Below are 18,114 nucleotides of genomic sequence, written 5' to 3'. Positions count from 1 at the left end.
TAGGCATATTCAGAGAGACCACAGGCAACTTTATGAAAATAGTCATTCCAATGCTGATTGCTGTAGCCGGATTGACCGCTATACACAAAGCTCATGCGCAGGACGTTGAAGCGGTACAGCTATATTCAGACGCGGAACTGGTTGAGATGTTTGCAACGAATGCGCATCTGAAACGTGTACGGGATACCGATCGTTGCCAGCTGGCGCAGGATATTGAAGCACAGGCTGAGCTTGAGCGTCGGCCAACTTATCAGTTTCTTTATGGCGACATGATGGCCTGGGGCGTGTGTTATGACCGCGACCCTGAACTTGGCCTGCTGTATATGGAGAAAGCAGCTCAGCATGGCTTACTGGAAGCTCTGGAGCAGTTAGGGCGCTATTACCACGAAGGAGTTTTGGTGCAGAAAGACATCGAGCGCGCGATTTTGTACCTTCGTGAAGCCGCATCGTTAGGGAATTTGCCTGCGCAGCGACGCTTTGCCGGTATATTGTTGTCTGGTCAGGGCAGCCCTTACGATTACGAAAAAGCGTATCGTTGGCTGCATAACTCAGTTACCGCTGATAAGCGGACTTATGCGGATATTGAACAAAAACTTGCGAAGCTGGCTGAACGGATGCCTCCTTCGGTGGTTGAGAAAGCAAAAAGGCCACTGGATTAGTGGCCTTTTTCTCTAGATTTAGCTTATCCGTGTTTAAGACAAGCGGTTGCGGAAGTCTTCATAACTGAATTGCCGTACACAGTCAAACTGACCACTTTCCCGCAAAATACCAATAGCCGGATGCTGAACGCCGTTAAAGAATGACGTTTTCACCATGGTGTAATGCATCATGTCCTCAAACACTAAGCGGTCACCGACAGCCAGCGGCTGATCAAAACTGTATTCACCAATTACGTCGCCTGCTAAACAACTGTTGCCACCTAAGCGATAGCTGAAGGCTTTTTCTGCCGGTAAACCTGCTCCGGTAATAACCGGGCGATAAGGCATTTCCAGCACGTCCGGCATATGCGCGGTAGCTGAAATGTCCAGTAAAGCAATTTGCCCCTGGTTCTCAACAATATCGACCACTTCGCAAATCAGCGGGCCCGTTTGCCAGGCAACAGCCGAGCCGGGCTCAAGTATCACTTGCAGGTCGTAGGTTTCACGCAAACGCTTCAACTGTTTTATCAGGTGATCAACATCGTAGCCCTGACGGGTCATGAGGTGACCGCCCCCCAGATTTAGCCATTTCATTTGTTTTAGCTGCTCGCCAAAACGGTTTTCCACGGCTTCCAGCGTGCGTTCCAGAGCAAACGAGTCGCACTCGCACAGGTTATGTACGTGCAAACCTTCAACGCCAGTTAAGTCCTGCTGCTTAAGCTCGCTGGCGCGAATACCCAGGCGTGAACCGGGCGCGCTGGGATCATAAAGCTCGGTTTCGGCTTCCTGATGCTCCGGGTTAATACGCAGACCAATAGAAACACCAGCAGCTGCTGTCTGTTCACGGTATTTATGCCACTGAGAAACACTGTTGAATGACAAGTGATTCACCAGCGGCAGCAATTCATCAATATCTTCCTGTTTATAAGCCGGCGCATAAGCATGAACCTCGCGCGAAAACTCCTTTGCGGCCAGTTTTGCCTCCCAGACAGAGCTGGCCGTACAGCCTTTAAGATACTGACGAATAAGTGGAAAGGCAGACCACATGGCATAGCCTTTCAGTGCCAGGATAATGTCGGCACCACTTTGCTCTTGTACCTTTTGCATCAGCTCGAGGTTTTTGCGTAGCAGCTTTTCATCCAGCACATAGCAGGGAGACGGAATTTCCGGCGATGTATATTGGCTCATGCGTTATCTTCTCTGTTACTTCTCAAATGGCTTATCGCATTCCTGAACTTGCCATGGAAGGCCATATTTGTTCAGGCGCTCCATAAACTCATCCGGATCAAACTGTTCCATATTCCAGACACCGGGTTCCATCCATTTACCTTGTAACATTAAAGATGCGCCAATCATTGCTGGGACACCCGTCGTGTAAGACACCGCCTGAGCGCCCACTTCTGTATTGGTTTCGGCGTGGTCCGTATTATTGTAAATGAAAATGGTCTTTTCCTGACCGTCCTTCATTCCGGTAACATAGGTACCAATACAGGTTTTGCCGGTGTAGCCTTCTGCCAGAGAACCCGGGTTAGGTAATACGGCTTTCAGAAACTCGAGCGGTACAATTTTTTTGCCTTCAAACTCTACCGGCTGGATAGAGGTCATGCCGACGTTTTCAAGTACACGTAGGTGAGTCAGGTATTGTTCACCGAAAGTCATCCAGAAACGCGCACGTTTAATGGTCGGGAAGTGCTTAACCAGCGACTCCAGCTCTTCGTGAAACAGAAGGTAAGAAGGGCGTACGCCAACATTGGGGTAGTCCAGATCTTTACGCACACTGATAGGATCCGTTTCGTGCCACTCGCCGTTTTCCCAGTACTTGCCTTTTTGGGTAATTTCACGAATATTAATTTCCGGATTAAAGTTAGTCGCAAACGCCTGACCGTGGTCACCGCCGTTACAGTCAACAATGTCCAGGTAATGGACTTCATCAAAGTAATGCTTAGCGGCATAGGCGGTAAAGACGTTGGTCACACCCGGATCGAAACCGGCTCCTAACAATGCCATTAAGCCTTTTTCTTTAAAGCGCTCCTGATAAGCCCACTGCCAGGAATACTCAAATTTGGCTTCGTCTTTTGGTTCGTAGTTAGCAGTATCAAGGTAGTGCACACCGGTTTCCAGACATGCGTCCATGATAGGCAGGTCCTGATACGGAAGTGCGACGTTAATAACCAATGATGGGTTAATACCGCGGATAAGTTCAGCCACTTCTGCTGAATCATCAGCATCGACCTGATAAACGCCAACAACGCGGTCTTTCCCCGCTTTTTCCTGCAGCGCCTGACATTTTGACAGGGTGCGGCTGGCCAGGTGAATCTCAGAGAATACTTCGGGTAAGCCAGCACATTTTTGTACGACTACGCCAGCAACACCGCCAGCACCAATAATTAGAACTTTAGACATGAATGCTATCCTTCACAGAAATCTTTTAACTAATAAAGTTGCTGCGAAAGATAGCATATTTTTATGAAATCATCATTCAGAAGCGTTGCTTTGTGCGGCCTCTGAATTCATACCTAAATGCTTATATAAAAAGGCCCAGTTTTCCGCGTGTTCTTCAATGCGCATCCAGGTTGGCGTGCCGGCACCGTGACCAGCGCGAGTCTCTACGTTTAACAGTATGGGCTGGTCGCAACTTTGGTCACGTTGTAATGCCGCTGCAAACTTGTAGCTGTGCCATGGAACCACTCGATTATCGTGGTCACCAGTGGTAATGAGTGTTGCCGGATAACAGGTGCCGCTCTCGGTATTGTGCACCGGCGAATAAGCATAAAGAGTTTGGAATTCCTCTTTATTTTCGCTTAAACCAAATTCACTACCCCAGCCTCGCGCATTGGCGCTGGGCAGTTGGTATCTCAGCATATCCATAACACCAACGGCAGGAAGAGCCGCGGCAAACAGTTCAGGACGCTGAATCATAGTAGCGCCGACCAATAAACCGCCGTTACTGCGCCCCTGAATAGCTAGCTTATTTTTGTTGGTATAATTGCTGTTTATTAACCATTCAGCCGCGGCAATAAAATCGTCAAAGACGTTTTGCTTGTTTTCTTTCGTGCCTTGTTGATGCCACATTTCACCAAATTCACCGCCGCCGCGAAGGTTAGGAATGGCCAGTACACCGCCCATTTCTAACCAGACAAGACGGGTTGTGTCGTAATCTGGAGTAATAGAAATGTTGAAGCCGCCATAGCCATATAACAGCGTTGGGTTTTTGCCGTTAAGTTCAATGTCATTGCGGTGTACCAAGAACATCGGAACCTCGGTGCCATCGGCGCTGTGGTAAACCACTTGCTCGGTTGTATATTGGTCTAACTCGGCCGGAACTTCGGTTTCATACCACAAGGTGGTGCGTTGTTGGTCAGGCTGGTAACGATAAATTTTTCCAGGCTCAGTAAAACCTTTGAAGGAAAAGAACACATCGGGTGCTTTATGGCTGCCTTCAAAACCACCAATTGAGCCAATACCGGGTAATGCCAGTTCCTGCAGCATGGTTCCTTTTATATTAAAGATAGCTATTCGTGAGCGCGCTGACTGCAAATAATGCGCAAACAGTTGACCATCTACCGCATGTACATCTTTCAGTGTATGAGTTTTAGCGGCAATAATTTCTTTCCAGTTTTCAGGTTCAGGCTGTTTGGGGTCAACGGCAACGACCCGACCTGTTGAGGCTTCATTCGTGGTTTTAAAATACAGCTGGTCGTTTTGGCTGGTAACGTACTGATATTGGCCGTCCCACTTGGTGAAAATTCCTTCAAAAGGAGCGTCTTCCTGAGCTAGCGGACGCAGGTATACTGCATTAGCATCGTAGCCTTTAAAAACATCGATAAGTAAGTATTTGCCATCGTCCGATACTTTTGCGTAAGGGTTTAGAGCGGGCTGGTTATCAAAAGCAAAAATCAGCTCGTCGTCGCTTTGTCTGGTTCCCAGTTTATGAAAATAGACACTGACAGGTTTTGTATCGTCAAAGGTGCCGTCTTTATTTTCAGGGTAGCGGCTGTAATAAAAACCGCGTTCGTTTGGCAGCCAGGCGACTTCGGTAAATTTTACCCCTTCAATAACGTCACTGGTGTCTTTTCCTGACTCGACATGACGGACTTTGATTTCTGTCCAGTCGCTGCCTCCGTCAGAAGTCGCATAAGCAATATAAGTCGCGTTGGGAGAAACGTTAATACGCGCTAGCGAAACGGTTCCGTCATCGCTGAAGTTATTAGGGTTGATCAAAACATCCGGGGCACTGTTTAAATTGGTCATGGTGTAAAGCACAGACTGATTCTGAAGACCGTCGTTTGAGAAATAAAAGTACCGGTCAGCGTAGCGAAAAGGCGTGCTGACTTTTTCATAATTCCACAGTTCAGTCATGCGGTCTTTAATGTCCGCGAACGCGGGAAGTTTTTGTAATAAAGGTGTTGATAACTGGTTTTGCGCATCCACCCAATTTGCGACTTCCTGGTTATCCTGTTCTAGCCAGCGGTAAGGATCGACAACCCGTGTACCGTGATAATCATCTTGCTGGGCGACGGTTTTAGTTTCTGGGTAAGGGCCTTTAGGTTGTTCCTTTTTCTCTTCAAAAGAGCTACAGGCACTGAGTATCAACACAGTCGAACAAAGAATAAAAGCTGAGTAACGGGTCATGGTTGGGCTTCCTGTTTAGATTCTGGGGTGATCATAGGAATTTGCTGTCAAAACAACAAGTCACATTAGTGCAGTGAGCGCACCTCTTTACAGAGATTTTCATTAGCCTGTCGTTGCGACACTCCACCCCAATATTCACCCAGATGTTTGAGTGTGGTTGATGAATGACAGAGTAGTTCGGTTAGAGGATGATGGCTATGTTGCCAGTAAAACCACTGAGCTAAGGCGAAATGTGCTGCGTCAAACGGGATAGTCTTATCGCGATAAGCTTGAATAAGGCCTGCTCTTACCTCACTGTGTTCGCCTGTCAGTCGCAGCATCTCTTTGCCGCCTGAAAACCATTGTAGCTGGTTATGTCCCCACTGGTTAAGCAATTGGCATACCTGGTATAAACCAGTGGATTCACTGGATAGCGGTTGAGCATAAATAGCCGCTGGGCGCGCCGATACGCTGTCGATACGGCTACTAAGGCGCCAAAGAGAATAGCCATTTTTTCTCCAGAAATTATCCAGTTCCGGTGACCAGGCAAAACTGGTTCCGAGCATTTGATAGTTGTTGTCCAGTGCCCACCGGTAAATCTCAGCTAGTAACTCGGAGGCGGCTTTACGTCGTCTTTTCGCTGCTGGTACAGCAATACGTGCCACCCTTAACCAACGTATACTCATAGCCCAGTCTTGTTGCAGAAAATAACCTATGGCCTGAGGCAGTAAATTTCCTTTGGGGCGTCTTTGGCCTTGCCTGATTTCTTCTTTTAAAGGTGACTGAATGGGGCCCTCATTCATAAGCCACGCAACCGCAATAACTTCTCCGTTTAGGGACTGGTAAGCGAGCTTATGTCCGGCTTCGGCCAGCAGCAGATTAAGGTCATTCGGGCTACTTTGGTAATGTGCGTTGAGAAGAAGATGAAAACATTGTTGCAGCATACCTTCTTCAAGTTCCGAGGCGTGCTTTATAAAAGTGCCGGACTCCCGGCTCCCGAATTGTGTTACTGGTTGCTCGTTCAGTAGAAAAGTGTCGGTCAGCCACTGCTCTAATGGCTCATTCGCGGGCCAGCGTAATGGCTGCGTTAACTGATGAACAGATACCTGCGGCAAGGTTTTTTTAGCCCAGTCTGTAAAGTGCACTGCGAAGCCACGGCCACAACCTTCGTAACCAGCAACGGTTGTGGCAAGCAGCCAGGGGGTAAATTTTTGGCATAGCTGCTCTGTTGCCCACAATGGCAAACCGGCAGCTTCATCAATAATTAATGTTACTTCGGAATTACCGGGTTGTTCCAGTAGCTTATCCCAGGCAACGAAGTGAGCTTCCGGCGCCTGCTGTAGCAAAATTTTCGCATTGGCTTTTCGTGGTGCCGTTACAATAATTGAGCTTTGATCTTCTACCGAGGCGAGCGCCTGACCCAATAAGGTGCTTTTACCGCGGCCGCGCTCTGCAGTAATAATATGAGTGCCGTGTGGTTTTCCTGTACTTTGTGTAAGAGCGTTAAAAATAGAGCTCTGCTCATTGGTTAGCCGGAATTCCTCATTTACTGAGCGTGTTTCGGGCTTGCTGACCAATAACTGGGTTTTGGTGCCTGACTCGGCAAAGCGCTTTGCGGCAAAACGTTCCATGCGGTGACTCATGGCGTTGCTCTCAGCCGGAAGTAAAATAGACAACAAACCACCGGCGGTAACGGTGCCGCAAAGCGCTGCTATGGCGTCAGCGTGTAAACCGTCACTGCAGTCTATCCACACCTGTTCAAACTCATGTCCCAGATAGTCCCGGTAGCGGGAGAGTGCAGCATCGGCATGAGTCTGCAGGTTTGATAAGTAGATGGAGCTGTCAGAGCGAGCCTCGCAGCATTCATACCATAGGCCCGCACCTTGCAGCAGTTGAAGTTGCCGGTAACCGCCGCATTCTGACATTTTAGAAAATAGAATAAGCGAAGAACTTAGTCAGCACCGTATTAATAAATACCGCTGCTAATATCAACGGAATGAAGGTGCAGATAGATAAGCGCACATATTTGGCCAGTAGTGTGTTCGGATACCCCGGGTTACCCTCAGCAAGTTCGGCATCCAGGTTTTTGCGGCGCCAGTGGAAACTGACAAATAAGCAAATCAAAAGGCCATTCAGTGGCAAAATGGTATCGTAAAAAACATCGTAAATAATATCGAAGACTGACTTAGTTTGTTCTCCATAGAAGGCAAACTCAGTAAATGCCGGAACGAAACCAAAAGAGGTAGCGGCAATAAGAGTCAGTACAGTAACAGCTATACCCATAACCAGCAGCGCTTTTTTACGGCTTATTTTTGCCTGCTCAATAACCGCCGCGGTTGGTACTTCAAGAATAGAAACCAAAGATGTGATGGCGGCAATGAAGGTCAGCAGGAAAAATATGGTAGCGGCAACGCTTGCGCCAACATAGCCGACAACGCCTTCCAGAGCGATAAAGATTTGTGGGAAGAAAGAGAAAATCATACTCACTGAGGAGTCACTCAGTGAGTCCGGGTTGGTATCTGGGTTGATGGCGAAAATAGCTGGCAGAGTCATTAAACCAGCGGTAAATGCAACGGCAGTATCTGTTAAAGCGACCAGTTTACCTGAGGTTACAATGTCATCTTTACGGCTGAAATAAGAGCCGTAGGTTATTAAAATACCCATACCCAGCGAGAGCGAGAAAAAGGCCTGCGACAATGCACCGTTGATTACTGAACCATCAATTTTTGAAAAATCGGGAACCAGATAAAACTCAAGACCGAGTACGGCGTTATCCAGTGACAGTACAAAGATAACCAGCAAAATGAGCATAATAAACAATGCTGGCATCAGGAATTTCGCAGCTTTTTCTATCCCCTGACGAACACCGCCAAGCAGGATGACATTGACGATAATGGTTACAGCAATAAGGAAACCAACAAAACCGTAATCGTTAACGAACTGGCCAAAGTATTCAGCGTCGGCCAGCATATCGAGGTTGCCGGTAACTGAATGCCAGAGATAACCGAATATCCATACCGTTATGACCATATAAAAAACGGCAATCATAAATGGAGTAAGAACAGCCAGTAGACCGGCAAAATGCCAACCTTTATTTTTTGGCGATAACGCTTTGTAGGAGCCTAGTGGACTTTTTTGCGCGCGTCGGCCCAGTCCCATTTCAGCCAGCATGACCGGTATACAGATAAAAGCGACGAATAACGCATAGATAATTAAAAACGCCCCACCGCCATTTTTGGTCGCCGCAACAGGGAAACCCACTAAGTTACCAATGCCGACAGCAGAACCTGCTGCCGCTAATATAAATCCAATCTTAGAGCTAAATTGATCGCGTTGTTCGCTCATTCTGAACCTTCTTTTTCGTTATTATTTTAACGCTTTGTCAGCGCCGCTGTTCAGCGAATTTCAGCAATCCTAGCAAGGCCTTAATTTAACGGCAAGCAGCTAAATGTTGTTTGTGCGGCAGAATGCAGGAATTTCGGCTTGGAAACAAAACTAATTTTTATATCCATGACAATTGTAATATTGGAATCTGTTAAAAATAAGATAACATTTTATTAACTCAGTTTTAACGCGCTGGTAAATACAGGGAATTCAACTCTCTGGAACAGATTGGCGTCTTTTTACCAGCGTGTTTCCCCTAAACTGAACTGCTCCATTGCTGCATTTCAAAAAGCCGAGAGACACAACGCCGGAACGGGAAAGCTAATTGTCTGGCCTGATACAATTTATCTATATCTGTCTCTGCCGTAACCATCAGGTGGCACTTTCGGTCATAGCACTCATCGACTAAAGCAATAAAACGGCGGGCTTCGTTATCCAGCTTGCTGACAATGTTAGCCTGATGTTCGCGTTGGTAGGTTTCCTCTACACCATGTACCAGGTCTTTATCTGGTATGTAAGAAAAAGCCGGAACCTGATGCACTGCTATAGCGGTATAGCGGTCGGCCAGCTCCATATAGTCACGCTGGCTTCTGGGGCCGGAGCAGAGAGACATAAAGTCGAAACCAATCACTTTATTGTTGTGCCATAAACAGGGAATTTCACGGTTCATTACCTGGACGGAGGGTGTTTCTTTTGTGCGACCGAAATGACTCTCTGCGAGCGATCGGAGTTGTTGCAGAGTGCCGTGCTTAAGGTAATAGGGTAAATCGGTTTCGTGCAGTCGGCGATAATCAACGCCCATGCCTAAGTCCAGGCAGTCACACTCTTTATTCAATAAATCTATTGTAGGTTCAAAGCGATGACGCGCTAAACCATCTCGGTAGAGCTCATTAGGCGGGGCGTTGGACGTTGTTATTAAACTTACCCCCTCGTTGAATAGCGCATGCCATAGCCCGGCTAAAATCATTGCATCACCAATGTCTTCAACGAAAAACTCATCCAGACAGATTACCGAATAGTGCTGTGACCACCTCTTAGCAATAATCTCCATAGGATTAGCTTCGCCCTGAAAGTGATTCAGCTCTTCGTGGATTTTGGCCATAAAATGATGGAAATGGAGGCGAACGGCCTGACTTTGAAAAAGACATTGATAAAACATATCCATCAGTAATGTCTTTCCCCGACCGACCGGGCCGAATAAGTAAAGACTTTTCGGTTTATTCCCTTGTGCAAGTGAGTCCAGTCGTTGCTGCAGCGCTTTTACTGCTTTTAACTGATATTTATCGGGCTGGAGCACTCCTGACTGAACACGTTGGTTATAGTTTTCTTGCATGAGTTTATTTTCACAAAACGTCAGGACAAAAAGAAGCCGGCTGGGGGAGCCGGCCAAATACTGCTGCTAGTGAACAACCGTCAAAGCAGGTCTTCAATACATTGTGCTGTACAATTTTCTACGGTAGGTCGCTGCCAGAGGATCACCATCGGGTAATGAATTGATAATATCGAGGGCGTATTTTTTCGCATCAGCGAAATTGACGTCTTTACTCAACACAATGAAAACCTGCTGCAGGGCTTCTTCGTCACGATTTGCTTCATGAAATTTAAGTGCCAACTGTAACTTTAAAGCCAGGTCGTCGGGATTCTTTTCTGCTTGCTCCTGCAAAGCACGTAACTCCGGAGAGTCAGCGGCATCTTCGGCCAGCTCAAGCTTGCCTTTTATGCGTTGATAGTCGCTGTCTTGCTCGACCAGTGGAATCTTAGCGACCAGCTCTTTGGCTTGATCCAGCCGGCCAGCATCGACAGCGGCTTCGGCTAAGAGCTTAAGAGCCTGCATGTTCGTGTTGTCTAAATCGTAAGCTTGTTTAGCCAGGGTATAGGCGGTATTCGCATCACCTTCGCCCATAGCTGTCTGAGCCTGTTGAATTAAGTCATCTGACGGACTGGGCAGGTGTTTCGTTAGTATTTCCCGAATTTCACCTTCGGTTTTTACTCCGCCAAAACTGTCAACTGGCTGGCCGTCTTTAAAAAAGGCTACGGTAGGAAGGCTGCGAATACCAAACTGCGCGGCCAACTCCTGCTGCTCATCGCAATTCACCTTGGCCAGAATCACTTGGTCACTGTATTGCATGGCCAGCTTTTCAAGCACCGGCATGAGTTGTTTACAGGGTTCACACCAGTCAGCCCAAAAATCGATAATAATGAGCTTTTCTTTTGAGCCTTCCAGTAAAACTTGCTGAAAGTTTTGCAAGTCAAGGTTAACGATATTGGATTCGGACATCAGCTGCGACGCTCCTGTTTTAATAAGCCATTTTAGTCTCTGTTATCAGAGATATGCAGGCGCGACTCTGCAATTTCAATGGTTAATGACTAAACCAGGATAAGATTTTATCTTTTAGCTTGCTGTAGGGCGGGTAGCGCAAAGCGACGTCGAAACGAAAACTGCGTCTCATTACGGGCTTTAAATGGCTAAAGGTGTCGAAGCCCCATTTACCATGGTAGCGGCCCATACCACTGCGACCAACGCCACCAAAAGGCAATTCATCGTTCAGCATGAACATGAGTGTGTCGTTGTAACAAACATTGCCGGCAGACACTTGTTGTGTAAATAAATCGAGCAGGCGCTGATTGTTGCTAAACACATAGAGCGCTAACGGTTTTGGATGGTGACGGATTTTCTCGATGGCATCCACCGCCGACCTAATGGTTATAACCGGCAATATCGGACCAAAAATTTCTTCCTGCATGAGCGCACTGTCATCTTTTACACCATCCACTATTGTGGGGGAAATATAACGTTCGCTCTTATCAGAGTCGCCGCCGATGACCACATTTTCGCCTTCCAGCATTTGTGTCAGTCGGTGCCAGTGTGCCTGGTGAATGATCCTGCCGTAATCACTGCTATGCTTGGCCTCCTCACTGTAAAAACTGATGAGCTCCTGCTGCATAGCGGCAATTAACTGGTCTTTCACACTGTCTTCTACCAGTACATAATCGGGTGCTATACAGGTTTGCCCGGCGTTAAGGAATTTACCCCAGACAATACGCCGAGCTGTGACTCGTATTGGCGCATCGGCTAAAACTACCGCCGGGCTTTTGCCGCCAAGCTCCAGCGTAACTGGGGTTAAATTTTCAGCGGCAGAAGCCATAATGGCTTTGGCAGCGTTTTCTCCGCCAGTATAGAAAATGTGATCGAAGGGCAGTGCTGTCAGTTGTTGCGATTCAGCTACCGCTCCAGTCACAATTTTTATCGCGGCATTGTCCAGATAACCTGGTAACCGGCGCGTCAGAATGTCTGATGTTGCCGTTGAATGTTCAGAGGGTTTTATCACCGCACAGTTGCCGGCGGCAATGGCTGCAATTAAAGGCGCAAGAAGTAATTGTAAAGGGTAGTTCCATGCACCTAAAATCAGCACAACACCAAGCGGCTCAGGTACTAGCTGGCTTTTCGCCGGCCAGGCCAGTAAAGGATTACCAACTTTGCGAGTTTTGCTCCACTTGGGCAGAGCTTTAATTGTCTGCTTAATATCACTTTTGAGAAACTGTAATTCAGTTAAACGCGCTTCGCTAGCGTGTTTGTTGAGATCAGACTTTAGAGCTTGCAGTAAAGACTTTTCGTTTTCCGTAAGAAAACGCTGAAGTTGCTGAAGTTGATTTAAACGCCAGGACAGCGGACGAGTGAGTCCGCTGTCAAAATGGCTTTTTAATTGCTCCAGTGTGTTTTCAAACGGGTTCATCCAAGTCCGCCAAGTGTCACCGTTTTCAACTCAAGGTATTCGTCGATACCGTACTTAGAGCCTTCACGGCCAACACCGGATTCTTTGATGCCGCCGAATGGATTATAAGCGTGTGATATGCCGCCGGTATTCACACCAACCATACCGTATTCAAGCGCTTCGCTGACGCGGAAAATACGAGCGGTGTCTTTGGCTGCGAAGTAAGAAGCCAGACCAAACGGTGTATTGTTGGCTTTTTCAATGCCTTCTTCTTCTGTTTCAAAGGTATTAATAGCCACGACCGGACCAAAGATTTCTTCTTCGCTAATATCCATTTCTTCGGTTACGCCTGTTATGACGGTTGGGGCATAGAATAAGTCGCCTAACTCGGTCATTACTGAACCGCCGGTTTCTATGGTTGCACCGTCAGACTTAGCAGCAAGTACTAAACGTTGTACTTTATCAACTGCGTTCTGATCGATAAGCGGACCTAAGTCAACATCATCTTCTGTACCGGCCCCTACTTTCAGAGCTTTCACTTTACTGACAACAGCTTTGGTGAACTCCTCCGCAACCGATTGCTGTACCAGTATTCTGTTTGCTGAAACACAGGTTTGCCCACCATTACGGAATTTGCACGCGATCAGCTGTTCAGCCGCTTGCTCGATATCGGCATCGTCAAAGACCAGGAACGGCGCGTTACCACCAAGCTCAAGAGACAATTTTGTGACGTGCTCTGAACATTGCTGCATTAGAATTTTTCCGACACCCGTAGAGCCGGTAAATGACAGCTTACGAACCTGTGATGAGGTTGCCAGGCGTTTACCAACACTCTTGGCATCGCTTGTCGGAATAATGTTGATAACGCCATCGGGAATGCCGACTTCACTCGCCAGTTGCGCTAATGCCAGACTGGAAAGTGGAGTTAATTGCGGTGGCTTAACGACGATAGTACAGCCGGCCGCTAAAGCCGGCGCTATTTTCCGAGTGATCATCGCGTTGGGAAAGTTCCATGGGGTAATGGCCGCACAGACACCAACGGGTTCTTTAGTGACCATTACGCGTTTACTGCTATCAGCTTTAGGCAGTATATCACCATCAATACGTTCCGCTTCTCCGGCGAACCAGTCAACGAAGCTTGCTCCGTATTCGACCTCGCCAACGGCCTCAGCGACCGGTTTACCCTGCTCGGCACTCATTAATTCACCTAGTGCCTGCTTGTTATCCATAATAGATTCGTACCATTTACGCAGCAGCATCGCGCGTTCACGGGCTGTTTTCTTGCGCCACTTTTTCAGAGCGGTGTCTGCAACGTTTATGGCACGTTGAGTTAAATCTTCGTCAGCGTCAGCAACCTCGGCTATTACTTCGCCGGTTGCCGGATTAGTGACTGAGAAACGTTCGTCCGTAGGAACCCAGTGACCTTCAATAAAACAGTCTTTCTTAGTCAGGGATGACATAGAATGTGCTGACATAATTCCTCCAAATTTGAGAATAGCTCTAATAATGTAGGCAATATAAAAAGAAATGGTTCAACTTTTTCGATTATTTTGATGTAAATAGATGCGTTTGGTGAAAAAAAGCTCAAAGGCATTGCTTTTTGAGTGAGAAAACGTATAATTCCCGGTTCCTCAAGGAACACCGCATAACTGATGAGGCAGCGGTCACCCTTGATTCGTGGGGTTGCAGCGCCTGATTCCAGTCCAGACAGTTTAGAGACTGAACACTGATTCCTGTTGCCGGGCCATAACCCCTTTTTTGTTGTGTTTGCCAATGGGCAAACGGGAATAAAGTGAGACAAATATGTCAAATACTCAAACAGGCGTGTCGTTTAACGACATGGCCTTACCTAGTGCTGTGCTTGAACAATTAAACGCAATGCAGTTTTTAACTCCGACCCCTATTCAGCTGCAGGCTATTCCTGCGTTGCTTGAAGGGCAAGACGTGCTGGGCGAAGCTCAGACAGGTACCGGGAAAACCGCTGCGTTTGGTCTGCCTGCACTGGCGAAAATTGATGCGTCGGTTAAGCAAACTCAAATATTAGTCGTAACTCCAACTCGTGAGCTGGCTATTCAGGTAGCAGAAGCGCTTGAAGGTTTTGCTGCGAAAATGCGTGGCGTCGGCGTTGCGACCGTTTACGGTGGTGCACCCTTTGGTCCTCAGGTTAAAGCCCTGAAGCAGGGAACTGCTATAGTTGTTGGTACCCCGGGTCGTCTTATCGATTTATTGAATAAAAACGTCCTGCAACTGGACGGTTTGAAAGTGGGCGTTCTGGACGAGGCCGATGAAATGCTCAACATGGGCTTCGTTGAAGACATCGAAACCATTTTAAAAGCTGTGCCGAGCACCGCACAACGCGCATTATTTTCAGCAACTATGCCAAATGCGATTCGTAAGCTGGCAAAAACCTTCCTGAAAGATCCGCTGAACATTCAGATTGAAGCTATTGCCCGCGAAAAAGCGACTATTAAGCAGAAAGCCTGGAAAGTTCAGGGCATGACGAAAATGACCGCCCTGACTCGGTTGTTAGAAGTTACTCCTTATCAGCGCGCATTGATTTTCGTACGTACCCGTCAGGATACGATGGATGTGGCTGAATTACTGCAACGTAATGGCTTTAAAGCGGCGCCATTAAGCGGTGATTTGAACCAGGCTCAGCGTGAGCAGACGGTCAGTCAATTACGTAGTGGACATATCGAGATTCTGGTAGGAACCGACGTTGTTGCTCGTGGTTTAGATGTTCCTGAAATTACTCACGTGATTAACTATGACTTACCAAGCGATACTGAATCTTATGTTCACCGTATTGGACGTACTGGTCGTGCCGGGCGTACAGGTGAGGCGATTTTATTCTTCCGTGCAAAAGAACGTCATTTGTTGCGTCACTATGAGCGTTTAACCAATGCACCGGTCGAGTTCTTTGAAGTACCAAACGCCAATGAACTTAGCAAGTATCGTCAGCAACAGTTACTGGAAAAGCTGCAGGCGTCACTGGCTCCTGAAACTGCAAGCGCCGATAAGCCTAAGCTAGAGAAACTGTTAGGCGACTGGCTGGAACAGTCTGAGTTGAGTGCTGAAGAAATTGCCTTAGCGTTATTGGCTCAGCATAATGAGCAACGTCCATTGTTCCTGAAAGAAGACCGTCCGGTACGTGAAGCACGTAGCGAACGTTCAGGTCGCAATGAACGCAGTGACCGTGGCGATAAGCGTAAACCTCGTGCAGAGCGTGGCGGTCGTGCAGCGGATGTCGATTTTGAAACCTACAAAATTCAGGTAGGCCGTGAGCATGGCGCTCGTCCGGGAGACATCGTTGGGGCTATTGCTAACGAAGCGTCAATGGACAGCAAGTATATTGGACAAATTCAGTTGTTCGATAATCACTCTTTAGTCCAACTGCCAAAAGGCATGCCAAAAGACATTATGCACGTACTGAAGAAAGCTCGTGTGCGTCAACAGCCTATGGGCTTGGAATTAAGCGATGAGCAAGTACGTCGCGCACCACGCCCGGCTCGTGAACGTGATACGCGTAGCGGCCCTAAGCGCAGTTCCGGTAAAGGTGCCGCGCGCCGTTTTAATTAATTAGCGTCTGTTAACTCGGCCGGATGATCAACAATGATCATCTGGTCGATGTCATATCCCCACTCATGAGCCTTGGCTAAGGCGTAATCAATATCTGCCTGAGAGACATCCGGGCTTCTCGATAAAAACCAGAAATACTCATGTGAGTCGCTGGTTACTATTGCCTGCTGATAATCACCACCTAACCAACTCACGTAATAACCACCATAAAAGGGCCAGAAGAAGGTAACCTGATATGCGGCATCCATATTTTCGATTGGCTCAGCCAGTCCAATAGCGGTTTGCCACTCTTCATTGTTGACATGATAACCCCGGTTGGTCACTTCCAGGGTGCCATCACCATTTAAGCGATACTCTGCAGTAACCCCCTGTAAGCCCTCTTCAAAGCTGTGTGGCATGCGGACTATTTCGTACCATTTACCCAAGTAGCGCTCGGCTTCAAAGTCGTCAACAACCTCGGCTACCGGTGTGGGTTGAGAGTTACAGGCACTCAGTAAGAACATAAAAAGTAACGACACCATCCATTTATTCATTGTGCTTCCTTTTATAACTCGTTGATATTATCTAAATAAGTTTCGGCTTGTTTCATTAACGCCTGCTGTTCTTTCCCGGTTTTTTTATTCCAGACCTGGTACATCATGCTCATTCTGTGATTGTCTTTAAAGCGTTCTTTATGACGTTCAATAAAATGCCAGTACAGGCTGTTAAAAGGACAAGCTTTTTCACCGGTTTTCTTCTTCGGATCATAATAGCACTCTTTACAGTAGTGCCCCATTTTTTGCATGTAGTTAGCACTGGCAATGTAGGGCTTGGTTGCTATTAGCCCACCGTCGGCATACTGGCTCATGCCGCGTGTATTTGGCAATTCCACCCACTCGATGGCATCAATATAAATGCCAAGATACCAGTCATCCAAAGCGTCCGGTGATACGCCGGCCAGAAGTGCGAAATTTCCGGTTACCATTAACCGCTGTATGTGATGTGCGTAGGCATAGTCTAATGACTGCTTAATGGAATAGTGCAGACAGCTCATTTTGGTATCGGCAGTCCAGTAAAACTCTGGTAACGCTCTGTTGTGGTTGAGATCGTTAAGGTTTTTATAGTCGGGCATATGGGCCCAGTAAATGGCCCGCACAAACTCTCGCCAGCCAATAATCTGCCGACAAAAACCTTCAATTTGAGCAAGTGAAATGCTGTTTTTATTATTGGACCAGGCATCAATAGCAGCGTTAACCACTTCTAACGGATGCAGCATTTTGGTGTTTAAAGAAAATGAAATTCGCGAGTGATAAAGACTCCAATGGGCTTCGCCGACGTTATTTTCGGTTGCCATGGTGTCCTGATAACGACCAAAATCAGGGAGTCCGAATTGACAAAAATGTTCAAGCAACTGCTTGGACTGTTTGCGGTTAACCGGCCATATCAGTTGAGCCGCGTCCGCTTGCGCCATAGTTTTAACTGAACTTTTGTCCAGTAGCTCATCAATATCGGATACGTCATTAGAGAAGATTAGAGGTGGCTCTACGTCATGGTTTGCGGGAATCTTTTTCTGGTTTTCTTTATCGTAATTCCAGCGTCCTCCGGTCGGGCGACCTTCTTCCATCAGAATATCGTATTGCTTACGGACCTTTCGGTAGAAAGTTTCCATTAAGTAGTTTTCGCTATTAGGAAAATACTCTTTTAGCGAGTTGCGGCCGGTAAGAAAGTGCTCTGTATCAAACCATTTCAAATTAATGTTTTTGGCGCCGGCCCAGCTTTTCAATTGATGATCGAGCCGGTATTCGTCGGGTTGCTGACACTCCAGAGTAGTCACTTCGTGATCTTGCATTAATTGCTGAAGGTTCTGAGTCAGGCTTTGGTTATTAGTGTCATCATCAAGTTTTATATATTTGACTTGATGTCCTGCAGTGCTCAGTGCGTTACCGAAAGTCCGCATCGCTGCGAAAAAGGCTAATACTTTTTGTCGATGGTGAACAACGTAGTCGGTTTCTTGTTTGAGCTCCATCATCACATAGAGTACGCCTGCGTCCTTTTGCCTGAACCATGAATGTCTGGCATTGAGTTGGTCGCCAAGTATGAGTCGTAGAGTATGAATTTTCATAAGCAGTGAGGGTTAGGATCGATAGCTTCAATACGTTCTATTCAGAGATTCAGATCGGCATACCTAAATGCACCAAAATATGGCATTA

Annotated in this window: 13 protein-coding genes; 2 read left to right on the top strand and 11 right to left on the bottom strand. The window is 47.2% G+C overall.

Annotation, left to right across the window (positions count from 1 at the left end):
• Positions 1 to 32 precede the first annotated feature (32 nt).
• Entirely contained in the window at positions 33 to 659 is a 627-nt protein-coding gene (locus tag U0358_RS10255) for a tetratricopeptide repeat protein (protein WP_322406182.1), read from the top strand.
• 33 nt (positions 660 to 692) lie between these two features.
• Here U0358_RS10255 and nspC read toward each other — a convergent pair whose 3' ends face one another.
• The 9 genes from nspC to U0358_RS10210 form a co-directional block, all read right to left on the bottom strand.
• Complete coding sequence (nspC, locus tag U0358_RS10250) at positions 693 to 1,826, bottom strand: carboxynorspermidine decarboxylase (RefSeq protein WP_322406181.1); 1,134 nt, start codon at positions 1,824 to 1,826, stop codon at positions 693 to 695.
• 15 nt (positions 1,827 to 1,841) lie between these two features.
• Positions 1,842 to 3,041, bottom strand: coding sequence for a saccharopine dehydrogenase family protein (locus U0358_RS10245; RefSeq protein WP_322406180.1), 1,200 nt, complete (start codon positions 3,039 to 3,041; stop codon positions 1,842 to 1,844).
• 72 nt (positions 3,042 to 3,113) lie between these two features.
• On the bottom strand, positions 3,114 to 5,270 hold the full coding sequence (locus tag U0358_RS10240; protein ID WP_322406179.1) for a prolyl oligopeptidase family serine peptidase: 2,157 nt from the start codon (positions 5,268 to 5,270) through the stop codon (positions 3,114 to 3,116).
• Positions 5,271 to 5,335: 65 nt separating this feature from the next.
• Entirely contained in the window at positions 5,336 to 7,174 is a 1,839-nt protein-coding gene (locus U0358_RS10235) for a tRNA(Met) cytidine acetyltransferase TmcA domain-containing protein (protein ID WP_322406178.1), read from the bottom strand.
• A gap of 1 nt (position 7,175) precedes the next feature.
• The gene (locus U0358_RS10230; protein WP_317497285.1) at positions 7,176 to 8,594 is read right to left on the bottom strand and encodes a sodium-dependent transporter; all 1,419 of its coding nucleotides are present in this window, start codon (positions 8,592 to 8,594) and stop codon (positions 7,176 to 7,178) included.
• Between the two features lie 295 nt (positions 8,595 to 8,889).
• The gene (zapE, locus tag U0358_RS10225) at positions 8,890 to 9,966 is read right to left on the bottom strand and encodes a cell division protein ZapE (RefSeq protein ID WP_322406177.1); all 1,077 of its coding nucleotides are present in this window, start codon (positions 9,964 to 9,966) and stop codon (positions 8,890 to 8,892) included.
• Between the two features lie 93 nt (positions 9,967 to 10,059).
• A complete protein-coding gene (trxA, locus tag U0358_RS10220; RefSeq protein WP_317497283.1) occupies positions 10,060 to 10,911 on the bottom strand; it encodes a thioredoxin in 852 nt (283 codons plus the stop codon).
• An 82-nt stretch (positions 10,912 to 10,993) separates the two neighbouring features.
• Positions 10,994 to 12,367, bottom strand: a complete 1,374-nt coding sequence (locus U0358_RS10215; RefSeq protein WP_322406176.1) for an aldehyde dehydrogenase family protein — start codon at positions 12,365 to 12,367, stop codon at positions 10,994 to 10,996.
• The gene (locus U0358_RS10210) at positions 12,364 to 13,806 is read right to left on the bottom strand and encodes an NAD-dependent succinate-semialdehyde dehydrogenase (protein ID WP_317497520.1); all 1,443 of its coding nucleotides are present in this window, start codon (positions 13,804 to 13,806) and stop codon (positions 12,364 to 12,366) included. The genes U0358_RS10215 and U0358_RS10210 overlap by 4 nt, the downstream gene beginning before the upstream one ends.
• Positions 13,807 to 14,149: 343 nt before the next feature.
• On the opposite strand from U0358_RS10210, the gene U0358_RS10205 reads away from it, so the two are divergent.
• The gene (locus tag U0358_RS10205; protein WP_317497281.1) at positions 14,150 to 15,925 is read left to right on the top strand and encodes a DEAD/DEAH box helicase; all 1,776 of its coding nucleotides are present in this window, start codon (positions 14,150 to 14,152) and stop codon (positions 15,923 to 15,925) included.
• Here U0358_RS10205 and U0358_RS10200 read toward each other — a convergent pair.
• Complete coding sequence (locus tag U0358_RS10200; RefSeq protein ID WP_317497280.1) at positions 15,922 to 16,458, bottom strand: lipocalin family protein; 537 nt, start codon at positions 16,456 to 16,458, stop codon at positions 15,922 to 15,924. The genes U0358_RS10205 and U0358_RS10200 overlap by 4 nt on opposite strands.
• 11 nt (positions 16,459 to 16,469) lie before the next feature.
• Positions 16,470 to 18,026, bottom strand: coding sequence for a cryptochrome/photolyase family protein (locus tag U0358_RS10195; RefSeq protein WP_322406175.1), 1,557 nt, complete (start codon positions 18,024 to 18,026; stop codon positions 16,470 to 16,472).
• Between the last annotated feature and the right edge of the window lie 88 nt (positions 18,027 to 18,114).

It is taken from the genome of Idiomarina sp. PL1-037 (assembly GCF_034422975.1).
In the GTDB taxonomy this organism is placed as follows: Bacteria; Pseudomonadota; Gammaproteobacteria; order Enterobacterales; family Alteromonadaceae; genus Idiomarina.
The sequence above is the reverse complement of the archived record's forward strand: the minus strand, read 5'-3'. Positions and strand labels throughout refer to the sequence as shown.